At 65.3% G+C, this 23,736-nt stretch carries 22 protein-coding genes; 12 read left to right on the top strand and 10 right to left on the bottom strand.

Annotated features, from left to right (window positions below; translation table 11 throughout):
• The first annotated feature begins 286 nt into the window (after positions 1 to 286).
• Together E7811_RS09870 and E7811_RS09875 are read left to right on the top strand one after the other, a co-directional pair.
• Complete coding sequence (locus E7811_RS09870; RefSeq protein WP_168732986.1) at positions 287 to 1,480, top strand: sugar transporter; 1,194 nt, start codon at positions 287 to 289, stop codon at positions 1,478 to 1,480.
• A gap of 3 nt (positions 1,481 to 1,483) precedes the next feature.
• The gene (locus tag E7811_RS09875) at positions 1,484 to 2,176 is read left to right on the top strand and encodes an ABC transporter ATP-binding protein (RefSeq protein ID WP_136394473.1); all 693 of its coding nucleotides are present in this window, start codon (positions 1,484 to 1,486) and stop codon (positions 2,174 to 2,176) included.
• Positions 2,177 to 2,248: 72 nt separating this feature from the next.
• Here the strand turns inward: E7811_RS09875 and E7811_RS09880 are convergent, their stop codons facing one another.
• Entirely contained in the window at positions 2,249 to 2,605 is a 357-nt protein-coding gene (locus tag E7811_RS09880) for a Spy/CpxP family protein refolding chaperone (RefSeq protein WP_136394474.1), read from the bottom strand.
• A 275-nt stretch (positions 2,606 to 2,880) separates the two neighbouring features.
• Positions 2,881 to 3,840, bottom strand: coding sequence for an L-malyl-CoA/beta-methylmalyl-CoA lyase (locus E7811_RS09885; RefSeq protein WP_136394475.1), 960 nt, complete (start codon positions 3,838 to 3,840; stop codon positions 2,881 to 2,883).
• A gap of 188 nt (positions 3,841 to 4,028) precedes the next feature.
• Between E7811_RS09885 and dgcA the strand changes: the two genes are divergently transcribed.
• On the top strand, positions 4,029 to 4,991 hold the full coding sequence (dgcA, locus tag E7811_RS09890; protein ID WP_136394476.1) for an N-acetyl-D-Glu racemase DgcA: 963 nt from the start codon (positions 4,029 to 4,031) through the stop codon (positions 4,989 to 4,991).
• Between the two features lie 2 nt (positions 4,992 to 4,993).
• Positions 4,994 to 5,854: a D-amino-acid transaminase gene (locus E7811_RS09895; protein ID WP_136394477.1), complete on the top strand. Its 861-nt coding sequence runs from the start codon at positions 4,994 to 4,996 to the stop codon at positions 5,852 to 5,854.
• A gap of 60 nt (positions 5,855 to 5,914) precedes the next feature.
• Here the strand turns inward: E7811_RS09895 and trhA are convergent, their stop codons facing one another.
• A complete protein-coding gene (trhA, locus tag E7811_RS09900; protein WP_136394478.1) occupies positions 5,915 to 6,571 on the bottom strand; it encodes a PAQR family membrane homeostasis protein TrhA in 657 nt (218 codons plus the stop codon).
• A 106-nt stretch (positions 6,572 to 6,677) separates the two neighbouring features.
• Positions 6,678 to 7,409 carry an N-formylglutamate amidohydrolase gene (locus tag E7811_RS09905; protein ID WP_136394479.1) on the bottom strand — a complete coding sequence of 244 codons (732 nt, stop codon included), beginning with the start codon at positions 7,407 to 7,409 and terminating at the stop codon, positions 6,678 to 6,680.
• A 198-nt stretch (positions 7,410 to 7,607) separates the two neighbouring features.
• Between E7811_RS09905 and pyk the strand changes: the two genes are divergently transcribed.
• From pyk to E7811_RS09945, 8 genes are all read left to right on the top strand, one after another.
• Positions 7,608 to 9,053: a pyruvate kinase gene (pyk, locus tag E7811_RS09910; protein WP_136394480.1), complete on the top strand. Its 1,446-nt coding sequence runs from the start codon at positions 7,608 to 7,610 to the stop codon at positions 9,051 to 9,053.
• A 55-nt stretch (positions 9,054 to 9,108) separates the two neighbouring features.
• On the top strand, positions 9,109 to 9,333 hold the full coding sequence (locus E7811_RS09915; RefSeq protein ID WP_136394481.1) for a hypothetical protein: 225 nt from the start codon (positions 9,109 to 9,111) through the stop codon (positions 9,331 to 9,333).
• A 120-nt stretch (positions 9,334 to 9,453) separates the two neighbouring features.
• On the top strand, positions 9,454 to 9,654 hold the full coding sequence (rpmI, locus tag E7811_RS09920) for a 50S ribosomal protein L35 (protein ID WP_136394482.1): 201 nt from the start codon (positions 9,454 to 9,456) through the stop codon (positions 9,652 to 9,654).
• Positions 9,655 to 9,668: 14 nt separating this feature from the next.
• Positions 9,669 to 10,031, top strand: a complete 363-nt coding sequence (gene rplT, locus E7811_RS09925; protein ID WP_136394483.1) for a 50S ribosomal protein L20 — start codon at positions 9,669 to 9,671, stop codon at positions 10,029 to 10,031.
• 143 nt (positions 10,032 to 10,174) lie between these two features.
• Complete coding sequence (locus tag E7811_RS09930; RefSeq protein WP_136394484.1) at positions 10,175 to 11,509, top strand: flavin monoamine oxidase family protein; 1,335 nt, start codon at positions 10,175 to 10,177, stop codon at positions 11,507 to 11,509.
• A 61-nt stretch (positions 11,510 to 11,570) separates the two neighbouring features.
• Positions 11,571 to 12,650, top strand: coding sequence for a phenylalanine--tRNA ligase subunit alpha (pheS, locus tag E7811_RS09935; RefSeq protein ID WP_394345614.1), 1,080 nt, complete (start codon positions 11,571 to 11,573; stop codon positions 12,648 to 12,650).
• Positions 12,651 to 12,958: 308 nt separating this feature from the next.
• Positions 12,959 to 15,379 carry a phenylalanine--tRNA ligase subunit beta gene (gene pheT / locus E7811_RS09940; protein WP_136394485.1) on the top strand — a complete coding sequence of 807 codons (2,421 nt, stop codon included), beginning with the start codon at positions 12,959 to 12,961 and terminating at the stop codon, positions 15,377 to 15,379.
• An 81-nt stretch (positions 15,380 to 15,460) separates the two neighbouring features.
• On the top strand, positions 15,461 to 17,071 hold the full coding sequence (locus E7811_RS09945; protein ID WP_136394486.1) for a GMC family oxidoreductase: 1,611 nt from the start codon (positions 15,461 to 15,463) through the stop codon (positions 17,069 to 17,071).
• Positions 17,072 to 17,090: 19 nt separating this feature from the next.
• On the opposite strand, the gene E7811_RS09950 is transcribed toward E7811_RS09945, so the two are convergent.
• The 6 genes from E7811_RS09950 to E7811_RS09975 all read right to left on the bottom strand — a co-directional run bounded on the left by E7811_RS09950 (position 17,091) and on the right by E7811_RS09975 (position 23,664).
• On the bottom strand, positions 17,091 to 17,762 hold the full coding sequence (locus E7811_RS09950) for a DUF1523 family protein (RefSeq protein WP_136394487.1): 672 nt from the start codon (positions 17,760 to 17,762) through the stop codon (positions 17,091 to 17,093).
• Positions 17,763 to 17,772: 10 nt separating this feature from the next.
• Positions 17,773 to 18,042: a hypothetical protein gene (locus E7811_RS09955; RefSeq protein WP_136394488.1), complete on the bottom strand. Its 270-nt coding sequence runs from the start codon at positions 18,040 to 18,042 to the stop codon at positions 17,773 to 17,775.
• A complete protein-coding gene (locus E7811_RS09960; protein ID WP_136394489.1) occupies positions 18,039 to 19,400 on the bottom strand; it encodes a DUF6638 family protein in 1,362 nt (453 codons plus the stop codon). The genes E7811_RS09955 and E7811_RS09960 overlap by 4 nt, the downstream gene beginning before the upstream one ends.
• A gap of 127 nt (positions 19,401 to 19,527) precedes the next feature.
• A complete protein-coding gene (locus E7811_RS09965) occupies positions 19,528 to 21,456 on the bottom strand; it encodes an AAA family ATPase (RefSeq protein WP_136394490.1) in 1,929 nt (642 codons plus the stop codon).
• 6 nt (positions 21,457 to 21,462) lie between these two features.
• Complete coding sequence (locus E7811_RS09970) at positions 21,463 to 22,587, bottom strand: hypothetical protein (protein ID WP_211092105.1); 1,125 nt, start codon at positions 22,585 to 22,587, stop codon at positions 21,463 to 21,465.
• Between the two features lie 3 nt (positions 22,588 to 22,590).
• Complete coding sequence (locus E7811_RS09975; protein WP_136394491.1) at positions 22,591 to 23,664, bottom strand: coiled-coil domain-containing protein; 1,074 nt, start codon at positions 23,662 to 23,664, stop codon at positions 22,591 to 22,593.
• Between the last annotated feature and the right edge of the window lie 72 nt (positions 23,665 to 23,736).

A 23,736-nucleotide genomic window follows, 5' to 3' on the forward strand; every position in this document is an offset into this window, starting at 1 on the left:
CGTCCCCAGGGCCCGCAGGAACGGGCCGGAAATTGTGACCGGATCGTTTCGGCATGACACCGGTTCCGGCTGGATTCTCTGCGATTGTCTATGTAGGAACCGGGCAGAAAGATCAAATGACCTTTGCTTGGGCCGGCACTGGCCCGCGCGGGGGCGATGTGCGCCCCGGTAGTCGGTTCGACAGGAAAGGATGGCCAGCGTGGCAGCCAAGGAAGACGAAGGCAATGTCGCAACCGGCGAAGGCCAAGGATCCGGTCAGGGGAAGGGTCGTGGCCGGAAGGGTGGCATGAACCGGGTAAAGGCGCTGGAACTTGCCGAACGCGAGCTGACACCCGAAGCGCTGGCCGCCATTCCACCGCCCGTCGCGCCCGCCCGGATGCGCCGCCGTCATCATCTGGCGCTGTGGACCTTCATCCTGTTCGTCATCCTGCCCTTCATCCTTATCGCCGGATACCTCACGACCTTTGCGCAGGACCAATACGCCTCGGAGGTGGGCTTTTCGGTTCGCAAGGAGGAAGGCCCGGCCACGGTCGATGCGATCGGCGGGCTTGCGCAGCTGACCGGCGCGGCCTCGACCGATGCCGAAATCCTTTACGACTTCATCCAGAGCCAGGACCTGGTGACGCTGCTGGATACGGAGCTGGATCTGGATCAGGTCTATGGCCGCAACCACGCGGCGGACCCGCTGCTGAGCCTGAAACCGGGCAGCCCGATCGAGGACAAGGTGGATTTCTGGCAACGGATGATCACCGTCGAATACAACGAGGGCACGGGCCTCATTCACCTTGAGGTACGTGCCTTCACCCCCGATGAGGCGCAGAAGATCGCGGGCGCGGTGCTGCGCAATTCGACCGAGATGATCAACCGCCTCTCAGATGCCGCGCGGCAGGACGCCACGCGCTATGCCGAACAGGAACTGGTACGCGCCGTCGACCGGCTGAAGGACATCCGCGAGCGGATCACCGAATACCGGTCGCGCACGCAGCTTGTGGACCCCCTGACCGACATCCAGGGCCAGATGGGCCTTCTGACCAACCTCGAAGCGCAACTGGCGGAATCGCTGATCGAACTCGACATGATGTCGGACCTGCGTGACGACGACCCGCGCAAGGGCCTGATCGAGCGGCGGATCGAGGTGATCAACAAGCGCATCGCCGAAGAGCGCAGCAAGTTCTCGGTCGGGTCGCCCACATCGGGATCGGGCGCGGATTACGCCACCATCGTATCCGAATACGAACGCCTGATCGTGGACCGCCAGGTGGCCGAGGAATCGTTCCGTTCGGCAACGATCATCCTTGAGGCCGCCCGCGCCGAGGCGCAGCGTCAAAGCCGCTATCTTGCCGCCCATATCCAGCCCACACTGGCGCAGTCGGCGCAATATCCGCGCGTCGGGCTGATCCTTGCGGCTGCGGCCTTCCTGCTGTCGCTGACCTGGGCGATGGGGCTTCTGGTCTATTACAGCATCCGGGATCGCCGCTGACCGATGATCGTCCTGAGGAACGTCTGCAAGAGCTTTGTGATGGACGGGGTCCGGAAGGTCGTCGCGGACAATATCTCGTTCACCATTCCCAGCCGGACCTCGGTGGCCCTTCTGGGACGGAACGGGGCGGGCAAATCCACGCTTCTGTCGATGATCGGCGGGCTCACCGACCTTGACAGCGGCACGATCACCTCGACGGGGACGATTTCCTGGCCCGTCGGCTTTCGCGGCAGTTTCCATTCCGATCTGAGCGGGGCGCAAAACGTGCGCTTCGTCGCGCGGGTCTATGGCGTGGACAGCGATGAGCTGGTCGATTTCGTGGCCGATTTCGCGGAACTTGGCGATCATTTCCACATGCCGGTGCGCACCTATTCGGCCGGGATGCGGTCGCGCCTGTCCTTCGGGCTGTCGATGGGCATCCATTTCGACACCTACCTGGTGGACGAGGTCACAAGCGTCGGCGATGCGGTCTTCCGGGTGAAAAGCGCCAAGGTCTTTACCGCCCGGTTGCGGGAAAGCGCCGCTGTCGTTGTGACCCATTCGATGGCACAGGTCCGCAAGCTGTGCACCGCCGCCGCCGTTCTGGAAAACGGGCATCTCACCTATTTCGAGGATATCGAGGAAGGCATCGCGCAACACCTGCGCAACATGAACATCGACAGCGAAGAAGCCGACGAGATGGAAGAAGACGGCTGAGGCCGGATTGCGCCCCGCCTCGCCACATGGGAGGCGGGGCGCAGGCCCCGCCGCCGCCAGCCAGAAACCGGTTTACTGGACGCCCGCCAGCCTGAGCAGTTCGGCGAATTGATCCGGGGTCAGCACGCTGCGCCAGTGGTCAACGCAGTTTGACCGCATCATGATCAGCTCGATTTCCATCTCGCCGATCTTCTGCGCCAGTGCACGACGTTCCTCCTCAGGCTTTCCGCCTGCGATCGCCAGGCGCATTTCCGCGCGAAGCGTGGCGATCTCGTCCTCGAAGGCGCCGCGCTTCTTGGGCATGACCTCAAGCCACGCGGCAAGGTCGGCGCGCTGATCGTCATTCAGGTTCAGCGCATCGGCGTTCTTGGCCAGTACCTGGGTAATCGCGATCACCGGGGCCGAAAGACCCTTTTCCTGCGGTGTCATCATTCCCTGGGCGAGCGAAAGGTTTGGCAAAGCAAGGATGAAAACGGCGGCACACAGGATTTTCTTCATTGGACACTCCGGTATGTTGAATTGGCCGCACATCTTTTGCCCGTTTGTCGGGCAACCAGATTGATTCCGATCAAATTCACATCATTGAATGCTGCGACAAAATAACGTCGCCTGAATGCGAACCGCCCCGGCATGGGCCTTGCCGGGGCGGTTTCCTCCCTCGACGGGCCGCCGGTCCTCCCAAACCGGACAGGCCCACGGGCAACTCAGTTGCGGGCGATCAGTTCGGCCTGTTTGACGATCACCTCGGCCTGCTTGATCGAGGCGATATCCACAAGGCGCCCCTTGTAGACGGTCGCACCCTGCCCGGCAGCCTTGGCAGCCTCCATCGCGGCAAGAATCTCGCGCGCCTCGGCCACGGCGGCCTCGGACGGGGTGAAGACCTCGTTGGCGAGCGCCACCTGTTTGGGGTGGATCGCCCATTTGCCGACCATCCCCAGCGTGGCCGACCGCAGCGCCTGTGCGCGGAAGCCGTCATCGTCGCTGAAATCGCCGAACGGGCCATCGACCGGCAGGATGCCATGCGTGCGGCAGGCGGCGACGATGGCGGCCTGCGCCCAGTGCCACGGGTCCGACCAGTGTTTCACGCCCTCGCGCAGCATGTAATAGTTTTCCTGCGTCCCGCCGATGCCGGTGGTCTGCATCCCCATGCTTGCGGCAAAATCCGCGGCGCCGAGGCTCATCGCCTGAAGGCGCGGGCTGGAGGCGGCGATCGCCTCCACATGCGCGATCCCGGCCGCGCTTTCGATGATGACCTCGAAGCTGATCGGCTTGGTCCGCCCCTTGGCGCGTTCGATGGCCGTAACCAGCGCATCGACGGCATAGACATCCTCGGCGCAGCCCACCTTGGGGATCATGATCTGGTCAAGCCGGTCGCCCGCCTGTTCCAGCAGGTCCACGACATCGCGATACCAGAAGGGCGTGTCCAGCCCGTTGATCCGCACAGACAGCGTCTTGGTGCCCCAGTCGACCTCGTTGATCGCCTGGATGATGTTCGCGCGGGCGGCATCCTTGTCCGAGGGCGCCACCGAATCCTCGAGATCGAGGTTGATCACATCGGCCGCGCTGGCTGCCATCTTCTCGAACAGCGCCGGGCGCGATCCGGGTCCGAACAACTGGCAGCGGTTCGGGCGTGCGGGGGCGGGCGGCTGGAGGCGGAAGCTCATCTGGGCACCTTTCGGCAAGGAAGTTTCGCGTTTGATTGTCATGGCGATATAATGTTGCGTAGCTGCCTGCAAGGCCGAATTCGCAATCGCAGCATCAGGCGCGCCGCATCGCCGCATCGCTGGACAGGCGCGGCCCGAGGCGCGAAGAAGGCCGGACCGGCTTGATGAGCGTTCGAAAGACCTGCCCCATGATCACCGTTACCGCCGACAGCTTTGCCCTTGCCCAGACCTTCACCATCTCGCGCGGGTCCAAGACCCATGCCCATGTGCTGACGATCCGCGTCAGCCGTGATCGCGTGACGGGATGGGGCGAATGCGTGCCTTATGCCCGTTACGGCGAATCGCTGGACAGCGTGCGTGCACAGATCGAGGGCCTGCCGCCTGGAATCACCCGCGCAGCGTTGCAATCAGCCCTGCCGCCGGGGGCTGCACGCAATGCCGTGGATGCCGCGCTCTGGGATTGGGAGGCCAAGGCCACCGGGCGCCCCGCCTGGCAGATCGCGGGGCTGGATGCTCCGGGTCCCTTGCCTGTCACCTATACGCTGTCGCTCGACACGCCTCAGGCGATGCGGGCCGAAGCCGTGAAACACGCGCACCGCCCGCTTCTGAAGATAAAACTGGGCACGCCCGATGACATGCCCCGGCTTGAGGCCGTGCGCGCGGGTGCGCCCCGCCCGGTGATCATCGTGGACGCCAACGAAGGCTGGACGCCCGAAGTCTATGCCGATCTGGCGCCGCATCTGAAACGCCTTGGCGTGGCGCTGGTGGAACAGCCCCTTCCCGCCGGGGCGGATGAGGCGCTGGCCGACATGGCGCGCCCGGTGCCGGTTTGCGCCGACGAATCCTGCTTCGACCGCGCCTCGCTGCCGGGGCTGCGGGGCAAATACGACTTCGTCAACATCAAGCTGGACAAGACCGGCGGGCTGACCGAGGCGCTGGCTACCCGCAAAGCGGCACGCGTGGCAGGATTCGGGATCATGGTGGGCTGCATGGTCGGATCGTCGCTTGCGATGGCGCCTGCGGTGCTGGTCGCGCAGGGCGCCGCCTTCGTGGACCTTGACGCGCCGCTTCTGCTGCGAGAAGACCGCGACCAACCGATCCATTACGACGCCGCCGGGATCCACCCCGCGCCGTCCCAGCTCTGGGGATGAAGATGACCCGCACAGTTTACGTGAATGGCGACTACCTGCCCGAAACCGAAGCCAGGGTTTCGGTCTTTGACCGGGGCTTTCTGATGGCCGATGGCATCTATGAGGTGACATCGGTGCTGGACGGCAAGCTGATCGATTTCGCCGGGCATTGCGTCCGGCTGGACCGGTCCTGCCGCGAACTGGACATGAAAAACCCCCACAGTCAGGACGAATGGCTGGCCATTCACCGCGAGATGGTGGCGCGGAACGGCATCACCGATGGCCTGGTCTATCTGCAGGTCACGCGCGGCAATCCGGGCGACCGCGACTTTGCCTATCCGTCGGTGGATGTGGAGCCTACGGTCGTCCTGTTCACGCAGTCCAAGCCCGGACTGGCGGACAGCCCGGCGGCAAAGACCGGCTGGCGCGTGATCTCGATCCCCGATGAACGCTGGGGGCGGCGCGACATCAAGACGGTGCAACTGCTTTATCCCTCGATGGGCAAGATGATGGCCAAGAAGGCGGGGGTCGATGACGCCTGGTTCGTCGAGGACGGGTTCGTCACCGAAGGCACATCGAACAACGCCTATATCGTGAAGGGCAACCGAATCGTCACGCGGGCTCTGTCGAACAACATCCTGCACGGAATCACCCGCGCCGCCGTGCTGCGCTTTGCCGCCGAGGCGCAGATGGAGGTCGAGGAGCGCAGCTTCACCATCGACGAGGCCAAGGCCGCCGACGAGGCCTTCATCACCTCGGCCTCGGCCTTCGTGATGCCGGTGATCGAGGTCGATGGCGCCGCGATCGGTTCGGGCAAGGTGGGCAATGTCGTGCCCCGCCTGCGCGAAATCTACCTGGACGAGATGCGCAAGGCCGCCGTCTGAGCAGGAAAGGGCGGGGGCGCTGCCCCCGCACCCCCGGGGTATTTCGATCAGGTTGAACGATCAGGCGGTCGTCACGACCTGAACGGTCACGGCGGCATAGAAGACAAAGCTCGCCGCAAGGACAAGCACGTGCCAGATCGTGTAGTGGAACGGCATCCCCTCGGCGAGGTAGAAGAGCACACCGAGCGTGTAGAGCGCGCCGCCGGTCAGGATCAGGACCAGAACCGGCGTTGACAGCGTGGCGAGGAAATCCGCCCCCGCAAACAGCCCGGCCCAGCCGAGGGCCAGATAGAGCGCAAGGCCGATCCAGCGCCAGCGATTGGGCGAGGCCAGTTTCAGCCCGACGCCAACCAGGGCCGCGCCCCAGATCCCGGTCAGCAGCCAGCCCGCCTGCCCGCCCGACAGGGTAAGGAAGGGCGTGTAGGTGCCGGCGATCTTCACATAGATCGCCGAATGGTCGAGCCGTTGCAGCACATGGCCCCAGCGTTGCCGGCCGACCGTGTTGTAGATGGCCGAACAGGCGATCATCAGGATCAGCGCACCGCCATAGACCGCGGCCGCCGTGACCGTCGCCATGTCGCCCCGCAGGACGGCGGCAAGGGTGACCAGGACCGGCACCGCGACCAGAACCGCGACAAGGCCAAGCCCATGCACGACCGCATCCGAAAGCACCTCGGCGCGGGTATAGTCGGCGGTGCGGCGGGCAAAGACGGGCATGGCCCTCTCCGTTGCGGTCGTCTCGGGTTCAGGCTACCCCCGAAGCGTGCCAATCGCATGTCACATTTGCGGCAGTTCCGTTACGCCGCGGATGCAAGACGCACCGTCACAGTGCCGCCAGCGCCCCGGCCAGGATCGGCGCCAGACGGTCGGCCCAGGCGGCCTGTTCGGCATCGGTTCCGATCAGGTCGTTGCGCAGTTCCACCAGCGTGTTCAGCCGTCCGTGCCGCAGGGCATGCCGGTCGATGGCATCGCCGGGAAGATGGCCGGAATAGGGTTCGTTGTCGCCCACGCAAAGGTCGGGTTCGGCCCCGAGGCGCGCGATGAGCGGACGCGACAGGCGTTCGTCGAGATGGGAATAGAGCACCCCCACCTGCCAGGGCCGGGGCGGGCGCCCCTTGAGGCAGGGGGTGAAGCTGTGGATCGCGAGGATCACCGTATCGGGGCGGCGTGCGGCAAGGCGGGCATAGGCCGCGTGATAGGGCCGGTAGAGCGTTTCCATCCGGCGCGTCACCTCGGCCGCGTCGACATGGCGGTTGGCGGGGATGATCGTGCCGTCGTAAAGCTTCATCACCAGCGTCGGATCGTCCTCGCCCCGGTTCGGGTCGATCACCAGACGCGAGAAATCCGACAGGATCGCCGGGCTGTCCAGCCGTTCGGCAAGCGCGCGCGCCAGCCCCGCCGCGCCGATGTCATAGGCGATGTGGCGTTCCATGTCCTCGGCCGCGATCCCCAGGCTGCCGCCGCCCACGTCGGCAGGCACGCGGTTCGTGGCATGATCGCAGGTCACCAGCCAACGGCCGGGTCGGTCTTCGCCGATGATCTGGAACGGGGGCACGGGTCATCATCCTGTTGCGCGCGGGGACGGCACCCTGTTTAGAAAGCTTCGCGCGAAAGGAAAATGCCCGGCGGGCCCGGAAAATTGGTGTTAACGCTAACAGAACCCCGGTTGCCCTGTATCGGGTTTTCCGCCATAAGGTCTGCGGCCCAGCATCACAGACAGACACTCGCATCAGAAAGACGGGAACCGGCGCAGATGAGACGCCTTCGCAAAGTCAAGATCGTGGCCACGCTTGGCCCTGCCTCCAGCGACTATGACACCATCCGCGCGCTGTTCGAATCCGGCGCGGATGTGTTCCGCCTGAACATGAGCCACGGCACCCATGCCGATATCGCCGCGCGCCATTCGATCATCCGCCGGATCGAGGCCGATATTGGTCGCCCGATCGCCATCCTAGCCGATCTTCAGGGCCCGAAGCTGCGGGTTGGCACCTTCGCCGAGGGCGCGCATGACATCGAGGAAGGCGCCGGCTTCCGGCTGGATCTTGACCCGGCACCGGGCGATCTGCAGCGAGTGCAACTGCCCCATCCCGAGATTTTCGCCGCATTGGAACCCGGCGCGACGCTGCTGGTCAATGACGGCAAGATCCGGCTGCGGGTCGATGCCTGCGGCAAGGACTTTGCCGACTGCACGGTGATGGTGGGGGGCACGATCTCGAACCGCAAGGGCGTGAACGTGCCCGACGTCGTGCTGCCGCTGGCGGCGCTGTCCGAAAAGGACCGTGCCGATCTGGAATTCGCCTGCGAACTGGGGATCGACTGGCTCGCGCTGTCCTTCGTGCAGCGTCCCGAGGATGTCGAGGAGGCGCGCAAGCTGGTGCGGGGCCGTGCCGCCGTTCTGTCGAAGATCGAGAAACCCGCGGCGGTGAAGGCCTTCGACGCCATCCTTGCCGTGTCCGACGGCATCATGGTCGCCCGGGGCGATCTTGGCGTGGAATGTCATGTGCAGGACGTGCCGCCGATCCAGAAGCGCCTGGTCCGCGCCGCCCGCGCGGCGGCGAAACCGGTGATCGTGGCCACCCAGATGCTGGAATCCATGATCGAATCCCCCGTGCCGACACGGGCCGAGGTATCGGACGTCGCCACCGCGATCTATGAGGGCGCCGATGCGGTGATGCTTTCGGCGGAATCCGCGGCGGGGCAGTATCCGGTCGAGGCCGTGACGACGATGAGCAACGTCGCCATCTCGGTCGAAAGCGACCCGACCTACCGCGAGGTGATCGAGGCCAGCCGCCGCGCCAAGCGGCAGACCGTGGCCGATGGCATCGTGGCCGCCGCACGCGAAATCGCCGAGACGACCGACATCAAGGCGATCTGCTGCTTTTCGCAGTCGGGCACCACGGTCAGCCTTGTGGCGCGCGAACGCCCGCGCGTTCCGATCATCGCGCTGACGCCCCTGGTGCGCACTGCCCGGCGGCTTTGCCTGACCTGGGGCACGCATTGCGTGATGACCGAGGAACAGGAACGCTTCAAGGGCGCGGTCATCTCGGCCGCCCGGGCCGCGCGCGGCTACGGATTTGCCACCGAGACCGATCAGATCGTGGTCACGGCAGGCGTTCCCTTCAACGTCCAGGGCACGACGAACATCCTTCGTGTCGCTCCCTGCGATGAAAGATTGATTTACCGCGTGGACCCTGAATAATCGCTCCAGTGGGGGCGAGGCCGGCAAGGGCTGCGGGCTTTCAGGGGTGAGTGCGATGAATACGGATGTCTATCTGGTCGTCGGCATCGTTCTTGGGGTGCTGGCGCTGCCGTCGATGATGTCGGCCTTTTCCGAAGGCAGGGCACCACGGATCGCGGCGATCATGGTGATGATCGCGGGAACGCTGATTGTTCTGGCGCTGAGCCAGAAGCCGGGCGGCTATGCCCTGGGCGACATTCCCCGCGCCTTCTACCGGGTGATCGGCCAGATCATGAACTGAAAAGGCGGCAGAATCCGCTTGCAACACCGCCGGACGCCCCCTATACGGGCGCGTCTGAATGACCCGCGCGGCCGGCCGATTGTGGCATGCCGAGTCGCGCCTGAAACCACGGAGATGGAAATGCCCAAGATGAAGACCAAATCCGCTGCCAAAAAGCGGTTCTCCTTCACGGCTTCGGGCCGTGTGAAGGCCGGCCCCGCCGGCAAGCGTCACGGCATGATCAAGCGCAGCACGAAATTCGTGCGCGAGGCGACTGGCACGATGATCCTGAACGATTCGGACGCCAAGATCGTCAAGAAATACATGCCCTACGACCGCTGAGGAGAGACTGAACCATGGCACGCGTCAAATCCGGCAAGGTCACCCACGCCCGTCACCGCAAGGTGATCAAGCAGGCGGCTGGCTACTATGCCGCCCGTTCCACCAACTTCCGCACCGCTACCCAGGCCGTCGACAAGGCGAACCAGTACGCGACCCGCGACCGCAAGACCCGCAAGCGCAACTTCCGCGCGCTGTGGATCCAGCGGATCAACGCGGCCGTCCGTCTGTTCGACGCCGAGATGACCTATTCGCGCCTGATCAACGGGCTGTCGAAGGCCGGGATCGAAGTGGACCGCAAGGTTCTGGCCGATCTCGCCGTGCACGAACCCGAAGCCTTTAACGCCATCGCGGCGCAGGCGAAATCGGCTCTGGCCTGATTTCACTTCGGACATGTCATCGAAGGGCCCCGCCATCGTGCGGGGTCTTTTCGTTTCCGGCGGGCAGGACGGGCCTGTTGCGGGCGCGATGCGTCTTCCCCTACCCTGATCGCTGGTGAAGGGTTCCCGAAGGACGAGTGACCATGTTGAACAGGCGCAGCATGTTGGCGCTGCTGGGCATTGCCCCCCTTGCGGCCCGGCCCGCGTCGGCGACGGGTGGAAGATCCGTGATCGTGGTGGGTGCCGGACTGGCGGGGCTGACCGCTGCACAGGCGCTGGCGACGGCCGGCCACCGGGTGACGGTTGTCGAGGCGCGCGATCGCATCGGCGGGCGCATCCATACCTCGCGGCTCTGGCGCGGCCTGCCGATGGACATGGGCGCAAGCTGGATCCACGGAACCCGCGGCAACCCGCTGACCATGCTGGCCGATGCGGCGGGCGCAAGGCGCGCGGCAACCTCCTATGACCGCGCGACCGCCTTCGGGCCGAAGGGGCGCGAACGCGATCTGGACCCGGCGATGACCCGCGCCGAACATCTGGTCGAAACGGCGGTCGAGGCGGCCGGTGCGGGCGATGACCTCGCCAGCGCGGTTCGGGCCACGCAGGGATGGCGAAAGGCGGATGCAAGCGAACGCCGGCTGATCCGGCATTACGTGAATGCCAATCTGGAACTGGAATACGGCTGCGACTGGTCCGAGGCCTCGGCCTGGCACATCGACGACATCAAGGAATTCAGGGGCAACGACGTGGTCTTTCCCGACGGGTTCGACGCCATCCCCCGGCACATGGCGCGCGGTCTCGACATCCGGACCGGCCTGCCGGTGGCCGGGCTGTCACCGCGGGGCCAGGGGATCGAACTGCGGCTGAAGGACGGCACAAGCATGACCGCCGATCATGCCGTGGTCACGGTACCGCTGGGTGTCCTGCAATCGGGCAGCATCGCCTTTGGCGAAGCGCTGAAAGGCGACCGGCAACGGGCGCTGTCGCTTCTGAAGATGGGGACATTGAACAAATGCTGGCTGCGCTTCGACCGCACCGCCTGGCCCGAGGACGTGGACTGGATCGAATGGCTCGGCCCCGAGGATGGTGCCTGGGCACAATGGCTTAGCCTCACGCGGGTGGCGGGGGCGCCGGTGCTGCTGGCCTTTCACGGCGGCGCGAAGGCCCGCCAGATCGAAGGCCGCACGGATGACGCGATCCGGGCCGAAGCGCATGACGCCTTGCGCGCCATGTTCGGCACCAGGTTTCCCGCGCCCAGGGCCGCCCAGATCAGCCGATGGTCGCGCGATCCGCTGTCCTTCGGGGCCTATTCCTTCAACGCCACCGGCTGCACCCCGGCCACACGCCGCGCCCTTGCCGGAACCGACTGGGGCGGGCGGCTGGTCTTTGCCGGGGAAGCCTGCGAACCGCATTACCACGGCACGGCCCACGGCGCCGTACTGTCAGGCAGGGCCGCGGCGAGGTCGATCCCGGCCTGATCCGCTTGCAAAAGCCCGGCGGCGGGGCTAGCACACTCGCCGACCGGATGGAGAGCAGCCGATGGACCTGAGCGAACTGCGTGGCAAGTATATCGAGGCCGTGGCCCGGGCCGCCGACGAGGCGGCGCTGGAAGAGGTGCGGCTTGCGGCCCTTGGCAAGAAGGGCGAGATCAGCGCCATGATGGCCACGCTGGGCAAGATGGCACCGGAGGAACGCAAGACCGCCGGCGCCGCGCTCAACATCCTGCGCGACGAGATCGACGCCGCGCTCCGCGCCCGCAAGGCCGCACTGGCCGATGCCGCGCTTGATGCCCGGCTGAAGTCTGAATGGCTGGACGTCACGCTGCCCGGGCGCCCGCGCCGCGCGGGCACCATCCACCCGGTCAGCCAGGTGATGGACGAACTGACCGCGATCTTCGCCGACATGGGCTTTTCGGTGGCCGAAGGGCCGCAGGTGGAAAGCGACTGGTACAATTTCGACGCGCTGAACATCCCGCCGGAACATCCCGCGCGTCAGGAACATGACACCTTCTTCATGCACCGCGCCGCGGGCGACGACCGCCCGCCGCATGTGCTGCGCACGCACACGAGCCCGGTGCAGATCCGCGCCATGATGGATCGCGGCGCGCCGATCCGGGTGATCGCGCCGGGCCGCGTCTATCGCATGGACATGGACCAGACCCACACGCCGATGTTCCATCAGGTCGAAGGGCTGGCCATCGACCGCGATATCAGCATGGCCAACCTGAAATGGGTGCTTGAGGAATTCTGCCGCGCCTTCTTCGAGGTCGACAAGGTGGAACTGCGCTTCCGCGCGAGCCACTTCCCCTTCACCGAACCCTCGGCCGAGGTCGACATCCGCTATTCCAACGTGGGCGGACAGCTGAAGATCGGCGAGGGCGAGAAGTGGATGGAAATCCTCGGTTCGGGGATGGTCCATCCCAAGGTCCTTCAGGCGGCGGGGGTGAACCCGGACGAATGGCAGGGCTTTGCCTTCGGCATGGGGATCGACCGGCTCGCGATGCTCAAATACGGCATCCCCGACCTGCGTGCCTTCTTCGAAAGCGACCTGCGCTGGCTGCGTCACTACGGCTTTTCCGCGCTGGACATGCCTGACCTGGCCGCAGGGCTGAGCCGATAGGCGCGTGCGGGTCAGCCGCCCCGCGCCGCCACGGCGATGAATGCCAGCAATGTCAGGCCGATCAGCACCGCCAGCCGCATGGGCCGGGGCTGCTGTCTGTCCGGCGGGATGTCCAGAAGGTCATTCATGCGCCATGTTTACACCACAATTTTGCCGCAATCCTGCTGCGCGCCGGCCCGACTGGTGAACAATCCGTTTCCGGAATGGAAACCGGATCGGCCCGCCTTCCCCTTTTCGGCCTGATGCGTTAAGGCCAACCGGCGCGGAATCCGCATGTTGCGCCCATTGCAGACCAACGAGGCAGACCCATGAAATTCACCCTGTCCTGGCTGAAGGATCACCTTGAGACCACGGCCACGCTGGACGAGATCCTGATCGCGCTGACCGATCTCGGTCACGAGGTCGAAGAGGTCGAGAACCCCGAGGACAGCCTGGGCCCCTTCCGCATCTGCCGGGTGATCGAGGCGGTGCAGCACCCCAACGCCGACCGGCTTCGCCTGTGTCGCGTGGCGACCTGGCCACAGGGCCCCGATGGCCCGATGGAAGAGGTGCAGGTGGTCTGCGGCGCGCCCAATGCGCGCACGGGGCTGGTGGGCGTCTTCGCCCCCGTCGGTACCCATGTGCCGGGAACGGGCGTCGATCTGAAGCCGGGCAATATCCGGGGCGTGGATTCGAACGGCATGCTGTGTTCGGAACGCGAACTGATGCTGTCGGACGACCACGACGGCATCATCGACCTGCCCGAGGATGCACCGGTGGGCGTGCGGTTCATCGACTATCGCGGCCTCAATGACCCGATGATCTACATCAAGGTCACGCCGAACCGTCCCGATGCGCTTGGCGTGCGCGGCATTGCGCGCGATCTGGCCGCGCGCGGCCTGGGCAAGCTAAAGGACATGCCGGTGGAACCGGTGGCGGGCGGCTTCCCCAGCCCGATCCGGGTGGAGATCGACCCCGCGCTGAAGGAAAAGGGCTGCCCGCTGTTCGCCGGTCGCCTGATCCGGGGCGTGACGAACGGCCCCTCGCCCAACTGGATGCAGGCACGGCTGAAGGCGATCGGGCTGCGTCCGATTTCGGCGCTGGTCGACATCACCAACTATTTCACCTTCGGCCTGAACCGCCCGCTGCACGTCTTCGATGCGGCGAAGGTGAAGGGGGGCCTGCTGCGCATCCACCCCGCGCAAGGCGGCGAGGAACTTCTGGCGCTGGATGGCAAGACCTATGCCCTGCGCCCCGGCATGATGCTGATTTCCGATGCCGAACAGCCGGAATCGCTGGCCGGGATCATGGGCGGCGAACATTCCGGCTGCACCGGGGAAACGACCGACGTCTTCCTTGAAAGCGCCTTCTGGGATCCGATCACGATCGCCGCGACCGGACGCGCGCTGAAGATCAATTCCGACGCGCGCTATCGCTTTGAACGCGGTGTTGACCCCGCCTTCACGCTGCCGGGGCTGGAACTGGCTACGCGGATGATCCTTGCCCTCTGCGGCGGCGAGCCGTCCGAGGTGGTGATGGACGGCGCGGTGCCCGACACGACCCGTCATTACCGGCTGGATGCGGGCCGGGTGCAGCGCCTTGTCGGCATGGACATCCCCGAGGCCGAACAGCGCCAGACGCTGACCGCGCTTGGCTTTGCCCTGTCCGGCAACCAGGTCACCCCGCCGTCGTGGCGCCCCGATATCCTGGGCGAGGCCGATCTGGTCGAGGAGGTGGCCCGCGTCGCCTCGCTGACCAGGCTCAAGGGCAAGCCGCTGTCGCGTGCCGTGCCGGGCGTGCCGAAACCGATCCTGACGCCCACGCAGATGCGCGAACGCGCGGCGCGGCGGACGCTGGCCGCGCTTGGCTACAATGAATGCGTCACCTACAGTTTCATCGACGGGCCTGCCGCGCAGATGTTCGGTGGCGGCAGCGATGCGGTGCGGGTCGAAAACCCGATCTCGTCCGAGATGACGCATCTGCGCCCCGACCTGTTGCCGGGCCTGCTGCGCGCGGCCGCCCGCAATCAGGCGCGCGGCTTCATGGATCTGGCCCTGTTCGAGGTCGGCCCTGCCTTCACCGGCGGCGAGCCGGGCGAACAGGACCTGCGCGCAACCGGCCTTCTGGTGGGCGCGAGCGCCCCGCGCGATCCCTATGGCTCGCGCCGCCCGGTCGATGTGTTCGATGCCAAGACAGATGTCGAGGCCGTGCTGTCTGCCCTTGGCGCCCCGGCCCGCGTTCAGATCACCCGCAAGGTCGATGCCTGGTGGCATCCGGGCCGGTCGGGCGTGATCGCCCTGGGGCCGAACGCCCTTGCCACTTTCGGCGAGGTTCATCCGCGCATCCTGAACGCGATGGGTGTGAAGGGCCCGGCGGTGGCCTTCACGGTCAACATCGGGGCCGTTCCGATGCCCAAGACCAGAACACCCACACGCCCGGCGCTGGCGATGTCCGACCTTCAGGCGGTTGACCGCGATTTCGCCTTCGTGATGGATTCCGGCGTCGAGGCCCTGGTTGCCGTGAACGCGGCACAGGGCGCCGACAAGGCCCTGATCGAAAGCGTCCGTGTCTTCGACCAGTTCATCGGCGAGAAGGCCGAGGCGCAGATGGGCGCAGGCAAGAAATCCGTGGCCCTGACGGTGCGCCTGCAACCCACCGAAAAGACCCTGACCGAAGCCGAGATCGAAGCCGTGTCCGCCAAGATCGTCGAGAAGGTCACGAAGGCCACCGGCGGCACCCTGCGCGGCTGAACCGCGCGGACCGTTCCGTTGCGTCACGCACCGGAATTGCCGCATTGAGTTCGAGGCGGGCCGGCGTAGTCTCGGCCCGTCATGGAGTTCGACTATATCATCTGCGGTGGCGGTTCGGCCGGTTCGGTCATGGCCGCGCGCCTTTCGGAAAACCCGGGCGTGACGGTCTGCCTGATCGAGGCGGGCGGCACCGGGCGCGACCTTTTGGTGCGTGCGCCCGCATTGGTCGCGGCGATGGTGTCAGGCCGCCCGCCGATTCACAACTGGGCCTTTCGCACGGCGCCGCAACCCGGCCTCGACGGGCGGCGGGGGTTCCAGCCGCGCGGCAAGGCGCTTGGCGGATCATCGGCGATCAATGCCATGCTCTATGTTCGTGGCCATCCTGCCGATTACGACGAATGGGCCGAATTGGGCGCGGATGGCTGGGACTGGCAATCGGTCCTGCCGTGGTTCCTGCGGGCCGAGGGCAATGCCCGCGGCGCGTCTGCCTTCCACGGGGCGCATGGGCCGCTTCAGGTTGGCGACCAGCAGCACCCTCGCGCCATCACCCGCGCCTGGCTTCAGGCCTGCGCCGAAAACCAGATCCCCCCGAACGACGATTTCAATGGCCCCCGGCAGGCAGGCTCGGGGCTTTATCAGGTGACGCAATTCCACGATGGCCCACGCCGGGGCGAACGCTGTTCGGCGGCGGCGGCCTATGTGCACCCCGCAATGAGCCGCCCGAACCTGACGGTTCTGACCCGTGCGCGGGTGGCGCGGATCACACTGGAGGGAAAGCGCGCAACGGGCGTCCTGCTGACGAACGGCAAGGCGCTGCGCGCCCGGTCCGAGGTGGTGCTTTGCGCCGGCGCATTCGGGTCGCCGCAGCTTCTGCTGCTGTCGGGGATCGGCCCCGAGGACGAGTTGCGCGCCCACGGGGTGCCGGTGGCCCACGCCCTGCCGGGCGTCGGGCAGAACCTGCAGGACCATCTGGATTACACCATAAGCTACCGCAGCCTGCGCCGCGATGTGGTCGGGCTTAACCCGCGGGGCCTGATGCGGATGCTGAAGGCGGGGCTGCGGTGGCGCCGGACGGGCGAGGGGCTCTTTGCCTCGCCCATGGCCGAAGGCGGGGCCTTCCTGTCTTCGCGCCCCGGTCTGGACGGCTCCGGGCTGGACCGCCCCGATCTGCAGTTCCATTTCGTCATCGGGATCGTCGATGACCACATGCGCAGGCTGCATGCGGCCGATGGCTATTCCTGCCATGTCTGCGTGCTGCGTCCGGCCTCGCGAGGATCGGTCGGGCTGCTGGATGCCCGCCCCGAAAGCCCGCCCCGGATCGACCCGGCCTTCCTGTCCGATCCGGCGGACCTGTCGGCCCTTATGGCGGGGGCACGGATCATGGAAAGGGTGATGGAGGCCCCGCCCCTCGCCCCTTGGCGCGGCGGTCGGCTTTATCCCCATGATGGCAGCGACGCAGCACTTGAGGCTGACATCCGCGCCCGCGCCGACACGATCTATCACCCGGTCGGCACCTGCAGGATGGGGCGCGACGACATGGCCGTGACAGACCCCGAGGGCCGCGTGCACGGCATGACGGGCCTGCGGGTCGCCGATGCCAGCCTGATGCCGCGCCTGATCGGCGGCAACACAAACGCCCCCACGATCATGATGGCCGAACGGATCGCTGCCGGCATCGGCACGCCCGGCTGAGCCCGGCCTTATCCGGCGTTCACTTGCGCGGCTTGGCCCGCCAGGTGTTCAGCCAGGCCCGGAACCGGCCCCAGACACCGGCCGCACGATCCTGCGCCTGATCCACGCGTTGTCCTGCCGCATCCATCGCCTCGGCCACATCCTCAAGCGCGGGGTCGATGGTGCGTTCGCGGAACTGCGCCCACATCCGCCACAAGAGGAACAGGATGAACAGCAGCGTCGTCAGGATGATGATGTTCACCCAGGGGATGATCCGCACATCGGGGCTTTCCACCTGTTTCACCGAAACCGCGTTCGGAAAGATCGTAAAGAACTCGTTGCGCCAGCCGTAATGCGTGATCGCGACCCATTTCGGCGCCTCGGCGGTAGAGACAAGCGCCTGCGCCTCGGCCTGGGTGTTGGAACTGTCGAGCTTGAAATAGGGCGGCCAGCCCCAGCCGGTATCCTCGTTGCGATAGACCATCGGCTTGCCGTCGGGCTGCACCGTCTGGACGAAGAAAACGTCGCGGTTGCCGCCGCCGGCGGTGCCCACATCCGGCTGCGCCCAGAAGATCGAATTCTCGCCGAAGTCGATCCGCCGGTTTTCGGTGCCGACGATGCGCACGATGTCGTTCTGCGGCAGCGTGTAATGCAGGAAGGAAAAGACCGTCAGCGCGATCAGGGCAAGGAGCGTCCATTTGACATAGCGCATGACGGGCCTCTCAGGCGAAGTTCAGAACATAGATCAGCACCAGCACGATCACGGCCGGGACAATGTAGATGAGCAGAAGGAGCCGTTTCCACAACCCCTTTTCGTAGGCGGCCATGCCTTCGGCGATGAAGGTATCGCGGTCGCCCTCGATCCCGCCGGCATCGAACTCTTCTTCCAGCGCCTCGCGCCGCAACGAACGGACATAGACATAGACCAGAAGGTAAATGACCGACAGGCCCAGAAAGCCGAACACGGCAAGGCGGATCCATCCGATGATCATCGTCTGTCCTTTCGTAGCGCGCCCCAGGGACCGACCAGATCGGCCATCGTGGGGGTGGGCTGGGGTTCGGGGCGGTCGCCCTCCTCCATGCCGGGTTCGGGGCCAAACAGCGCCGCCCGCGCGCCCTGCTTGTCGACCACGTATTCGCGTTCCAGGAAATCGGCCACATACTGCCGCTTTCGTTCGGACCAGCGGGCATAGGAAGCGTAGAACAGTTCCTTGTGGGTGATGAAAAGCTGCCGCACATCCAGGGGCGCCAGTTCCGCCAGCAGCATGTTGACCAGATCGCGGTCGGCATGGGGCCGGGCGCGCAGCGTATAGAAATAGGCCGGATGTTCCGAGGTGATGCGCGGCCAGGCACCGCCGCCCTCGACCCAGCGCAAGAGATCCGCAAGGCCCAGGAATTCGTCCGGCAACCCCTTTCCCAGACGGTGCGCGATCTTGCGCAGGTCGCTGCGGGTGGCGTTGCCCAGATCGAGGTCCAGCGCGTCGGCGGCATCGACCAGGATGAAATCCATCTTCTGCCGCAAGACCGCGGCCGCATCCATCCCGCGCGCCTTGACGATGGGTTCGACGAACTCGTTGATTTCGAGGAATTCGGCGATGTGGTTCCTTTGCGTCAGGTCCATCACCGGGGCGATCGGCATCTGCCCCAGCGACGCGCGCGGCAGGGTCGAGATCACGCCCGACAGTTTCGCGCGCTGAAAGACGTAGAGCCCGCCAAAATGCGAGGTCCAGAAGTTCGGCTGCTCGAAGGTCATCCGGGGCAGGTGGATCGGCACGCGGGTCACGTCGCCTGTTTTCTTGGCCAGCCCGATCATCTCGGCGATCAACAGGTCATCGCGCCAGCCATCGGGTTCGGTGCGGAACCGTTCGATCAGCCGCGCAAGCTTGCCCGCATCGGCCACATGACCGCCGATCGTGTCGGCCTCCACCGTGATCTGGCGGATGTCCAGAAGCCGCGCGGGCGATGAGACTTCATAAACGGAATTCTGCAGCTCCCCCGCCACCGCATCGCGGGCGGTCAGGGCGAACAACTGCGCCTCGTTCTGATCGATGAACTGTCGCAGGATGCCGCGCGAGGTGGAAAACTTGATGTTCAGAAGCGGCGCGTTCTTCTGCGCCGTGGTCAGAAGGATGAACTGCCGGTTGCATCCGTTGGGATTGAGGTAAAGGTCATCGCCCAGCTCGTCGCCCACTTCCGGGGAATAGCCCGAGACATCGATGTGGAAATCGGCCAGCTTCGTCTGCTTGCCCGTCAGATGCGCCAGGGCCCGGTTATAGCGCTCCACCAGCGCGGGCGAAGACACCTCGACGAGGTTCCCGAACATCAGGCCTTTCTGGATGAGGCGTTTCATGTCCAGCCCTCCCCGCACGGGCGGCGCCGGACCGAGGGGGGCGCGACAGCACCTGCCTGGAGGGCGGGCGGGCGCTGCCCGTGCTGGTGCACGGGCGGGGCATCTCCCGGACGTTGCGAGCAGATATTCACCCCCGCCCCTCCAGATACCGCCGTTTGGCCTCTTCCATCCGGCGCATGTCGCGCACCGCGTTTTCGATGGCGACCTCGTCGGATTTGTCGGCATAGCGGAATTCGCTGTCCGCGTAGCGGTTCACTTCCTGAATGACCATCTCGACCGTGATGGGCGTCATCAGCCCGCGGATCATGGCGAGTTTCTCGTCATAGGGTTTGAACAGGAACAGGTCGGGGTTTTCCATCCAGTCGTCGGGCAGTTCGAAATCCATCGCCCGCACCTTCACCGCATCCGTGATGTTCTTGATCGCGCGGCCGGTGAACCGTTCATCCGCCTCCTGGATGGCCTTCAGATAGCGGCCGATCTTGGCGATGGTATCAAGCGGCCCGATCTCGGCCGCGACCTTTTCCCAGACGCGGATCAGCCCTTCCTCATGCGGGCGGGAATGGCCCTCGAAACTGGCGGCAACGGCGCGCTTGATTTCCTGCGCGGCGAAAAGATCGTGATCGCCCAACGGGATCTGATGGTTCTTGCCCATCAGAAGCGACAGGATGTCGATGTAATCCTCACGCGTTTGCGGGCCATCGACCAGAAACCGCGCCCCCGCGCGCTGGCGCAGCGCATCATCCACATTCTCGGGGTAGTTCGAGAACATCCCGAAGGTGCAGTTGCCCCGCACGACCGTATTGGCCCCGGCGAAGGCCTGCATGAAGACGGCCGTCACCTCTTGCTGGCCGGCGCTGGACTGGCGGTCGCCGCGCTTGCCGGCGACCTGGTCGATATCGTCGATCGTGCCAAAGCCGATCACGTTCGGGTCAAGCACATTGTCGATGAAGGCCTTGGCGTTCTGGCCCGACTTGCCCTGATAGCTGTCGATCTGGTCGATGCTGAAATTCTGATAGCGGAACGGATAGCCCGCGACCTTGCAGTAATCGTTCAGTAGCCCCGCCATCATCTGGATCAGCGTGGTCTTGCCCGTGCCCGGCTTGCCGTCCCCCATGAAGGTGAAGATGAACCCACCCAGTTCGGCAAAGGGGTTCATCCGTCGCTCGAAATCATAGGCCATCAGCATCTTGGACAGGCGCAGCGACTGATACTTGGCGATGTGGTTGCCCACCACCTCATGCGGTTTCTTGAACTGCATGGTCAGCGCGGTGCCCTTGGCCGTGCGCGCGGGCTTGAAGCCCGACAGCGTCAGGTCATCGGCCTCGACCCGCCAGCTTGCCGCACCGAACCAGGCCGCGCGGGGCACGCCTTCGGCGCGGGCGGCGACGCGTTCCATCAGCGCCTCGACAAAGGCCGCGACAGTCGCGACCAGACGCGCATCGTCCGAGGCAAGCGCCGCGATGTCCTGATCCAGTTCCCAAAGCGCCCCCTGCAGGGCGAGGGGGGCATTGTCGGTCAGCACTTCCTCGACCGCGCCGACCTCGACGGTGGTTTCCCCCATGTGCGGCGACAGAAGGAACGCGGTCGCATTGGCGAAGACATGCAAGGAAATCAGCGCCTCGGCCGCCAGCAGATCGGTGAATTCGGCCCGCCGCGCCTCGGGCAGGCGGCCTTCGAGATTGGCCTTTTTCAACTCTGCCAGCGCAGAACCCTGGGCAAAGCCCTCTCCCATGGCCAGCGCGATCGACAGCGCGCGGCGCAGCGCGGCGAGGACATGTGCCTGCTGCGGCGTGGTCAGCCCGTCGCCAAGGCCCTCGACCCGCTCGATCACCCGCACCCCGCCCGGCCGCGCGGTGGACCGCGCCGCCATCCCCGGCACCGTCGACCGAAAGCGGGGACGCGTGCCGATGCCGGGCGAACGTTCCGGCTGCGTTTCGGTCGTCACGGGCCTGGCAAGCCGGGGGGCGTGGTCGAAACCGGTCAGAAGGTCAAGCGCCGCGCCGTAATGGGCGCGGATGGCGTCTTCCTTCAGTTCCATCGTGTCGCGAGTCGTCATCTGAAATCACCTCGTCGAAATCAGGCGGCCACCCGCCCCCACCACGAATTTCCGCACATCGGCAAAACCGGGCGGCTTCTTTTCCACCAGCGCCTGAAACGGGCGCTCGGGCAGAACGATCATGCGTTCGGTGCGGGTGGCGCCGGTGTCGGCACCCCGGCCTGCAAATGGGTCCAGCGTGAAGATCTGCCGGTCCACCTTGGAAAACCAGCCATCCTGCACGCTTTCCTCACGCTCTGAAACCAGATCCTCCACCGTCCAGACCAGCGCCCAATCCTGCCCTTCGGGCGCGTTGGCCATGGCCAGCACATCGGCGATGGGGCCCGATTGAAGGGTAAAGCTGTGCGAATACATCGGGCCAAGGTGGATGCGCCGCAGCCGTTTCGGGTGCAGATCGTCGAAATCCTTGTCAAAGCCCTGCGCGATGGTCAGAAGCTTCAGCCCGCCCGAGGATTGCGCCATCAGATGCGATTGCACCCTCGGCCAGCGCCGGTCGTCCTTGGGCAGGGGCGCACGGCCTGAATCCTCGACATCCAGAAGGTAGACGACCGGCAGGTTCACCTGCAGGTCATAGACCGCCCAATGCACCAGATAGCGCCGCCGTTCGCCCTGATTGCCCAGCCATTGGGCATCAGGGTCGTTCCGGGGCCAGAAGGGCGTGCCGGTCAGCAGGTCTTCGTAGTAAAGCCGCTGCGACAGGGCGAACTGCAACTGGCTGGGGATCGACAGATCGCCCACGATCTGGCGGATCATCCGGTCCTTCAGTTCGGCGATCGAGGCCATGCCGGCCAGATGCGCGCTGGCCTGCTGCGCATCGACCGCCATCTGCATCAGTTCCTGCGCCACCGGGAATCCGCTTTCGTGCCGGTCGAAGGTGGGGCGGCCCGGCACCGGCCCTTCGACCCGGCCCGTCATCAGATATTTGTGCGACAGCGCCCGGAACGTCGTGGCCAGCCGCGAGACATAGGCCCCCAGCACCCGCGCCTCGAGCTTCGAGATGCGGCCTTCGGCTTCCAGTTCCGCCGCGACGCGCGCCAGATGGGCGGTGATCGACTGGAACTTCGCGAAATACCGCCGCGCGACGGCGGTATCGTGCAGTTCGGTATGGTCTTCGGTCAGATGGGTTGCCACCTGTCATTCACCATACTGGTTCTTGTCGTGCTTTTCGACGATGGCGGCAAAGCGGCGGGCAAAGCGTTCGTCCGCCTTGGCCTTGGCCTCAAGGATCTTGCGGGCAAAGACCATGTGATCTTCATGCGCCTCCATCATCTCGGCCATGCGTTCGTTCGTCGCCGTGCCGATGGCGGCCATCGCGGCCTGCGCTTCCTGATCCGTCTTCACGCCGATCTCGTTGATACGGTGGGCCACGTCCTGCTGCTGCGCGGTCTTCAACGACGACGTCAGCGCATCATACAGCACCACGCGTTGCTTTGTATCGGTCTGCAGCTTGTTGATAAGCACAAGCTGGGTCGCGGCCTGGTTGGTCAGGCTGTCCACCCATGTCTTGCCTTTCTCGATATAGCGTTCCAGCGTCTGGGATTTGGCCAGCTTCACCTGTTCGTCCTGCACCATCGCGTTGTAGCGCGCGTTCAGCTCGGCCAGTTCGGTTTCAAGCCGCGTGCGGGCGGCGGCGTCCTGTTCAACGGAAATGCGGTTTTCAAGTTCGATGATCTTCGGGTCCATCCCCGCGATCTCGGCCCGGACCGCCTCGAGTGCGCCGACCGTTTCCTCGCGTTCGGTCAGCGTCTGCGAAAGGTTGCCCTCGACCTTGGTCTTCTGGCCGTTCAGCAGGTCAAGCTGGCCCTGAAGCAGCTTCACGATCACGTCGGATTTGGAAATCAGGTCCTGCAGCTTGGAATCGATCGACGCCTCGCGCAGCCGTTCCTGGCGCATCGATTCCGATTTCGCGGACGAAAAGATGCCGATGAAGCTTTCCATCCCGGTCTTCGACCGCATCTCGTCGAAGTCCTTCGAAAAGCCTGCCGTCACATCATCCAGCCCCATGATGAGTTCCGCGATGTTCGCGTTCATCAGTTCGGTATGCTTGTGGACATCCTCAAGCGTGGCGTTTTCCACGTCGATGGCCGCCTCGCCCGCCGCAAGCTTTGACCGCGCGGCCTCGATCCGGCTGGTGATGGCACTGATCTTGGCCTGCGCCTCTGCGACCTGCGCCTGGCTTTCCTTGATCTGAGCGTCGAAATCGGCCATTGAGCCCTCCGATGTAAATACATTTCACATATGGGTGAGCCAACTTGCCCTGTCCAGTGCCCCGGCACAGAT

Origin of the sequence: Aliigemmobacter aestuarii (assembly GCF_004799285.1) — a bacterium.
Taxonomy (GTDB): Bacteria; Pseudomonadota; Alphaproteobacteria; order Rhodobacterales; family Rhodobacteraceae; genus Aliigemmobacter; species Aliigemmobacter aestuarii.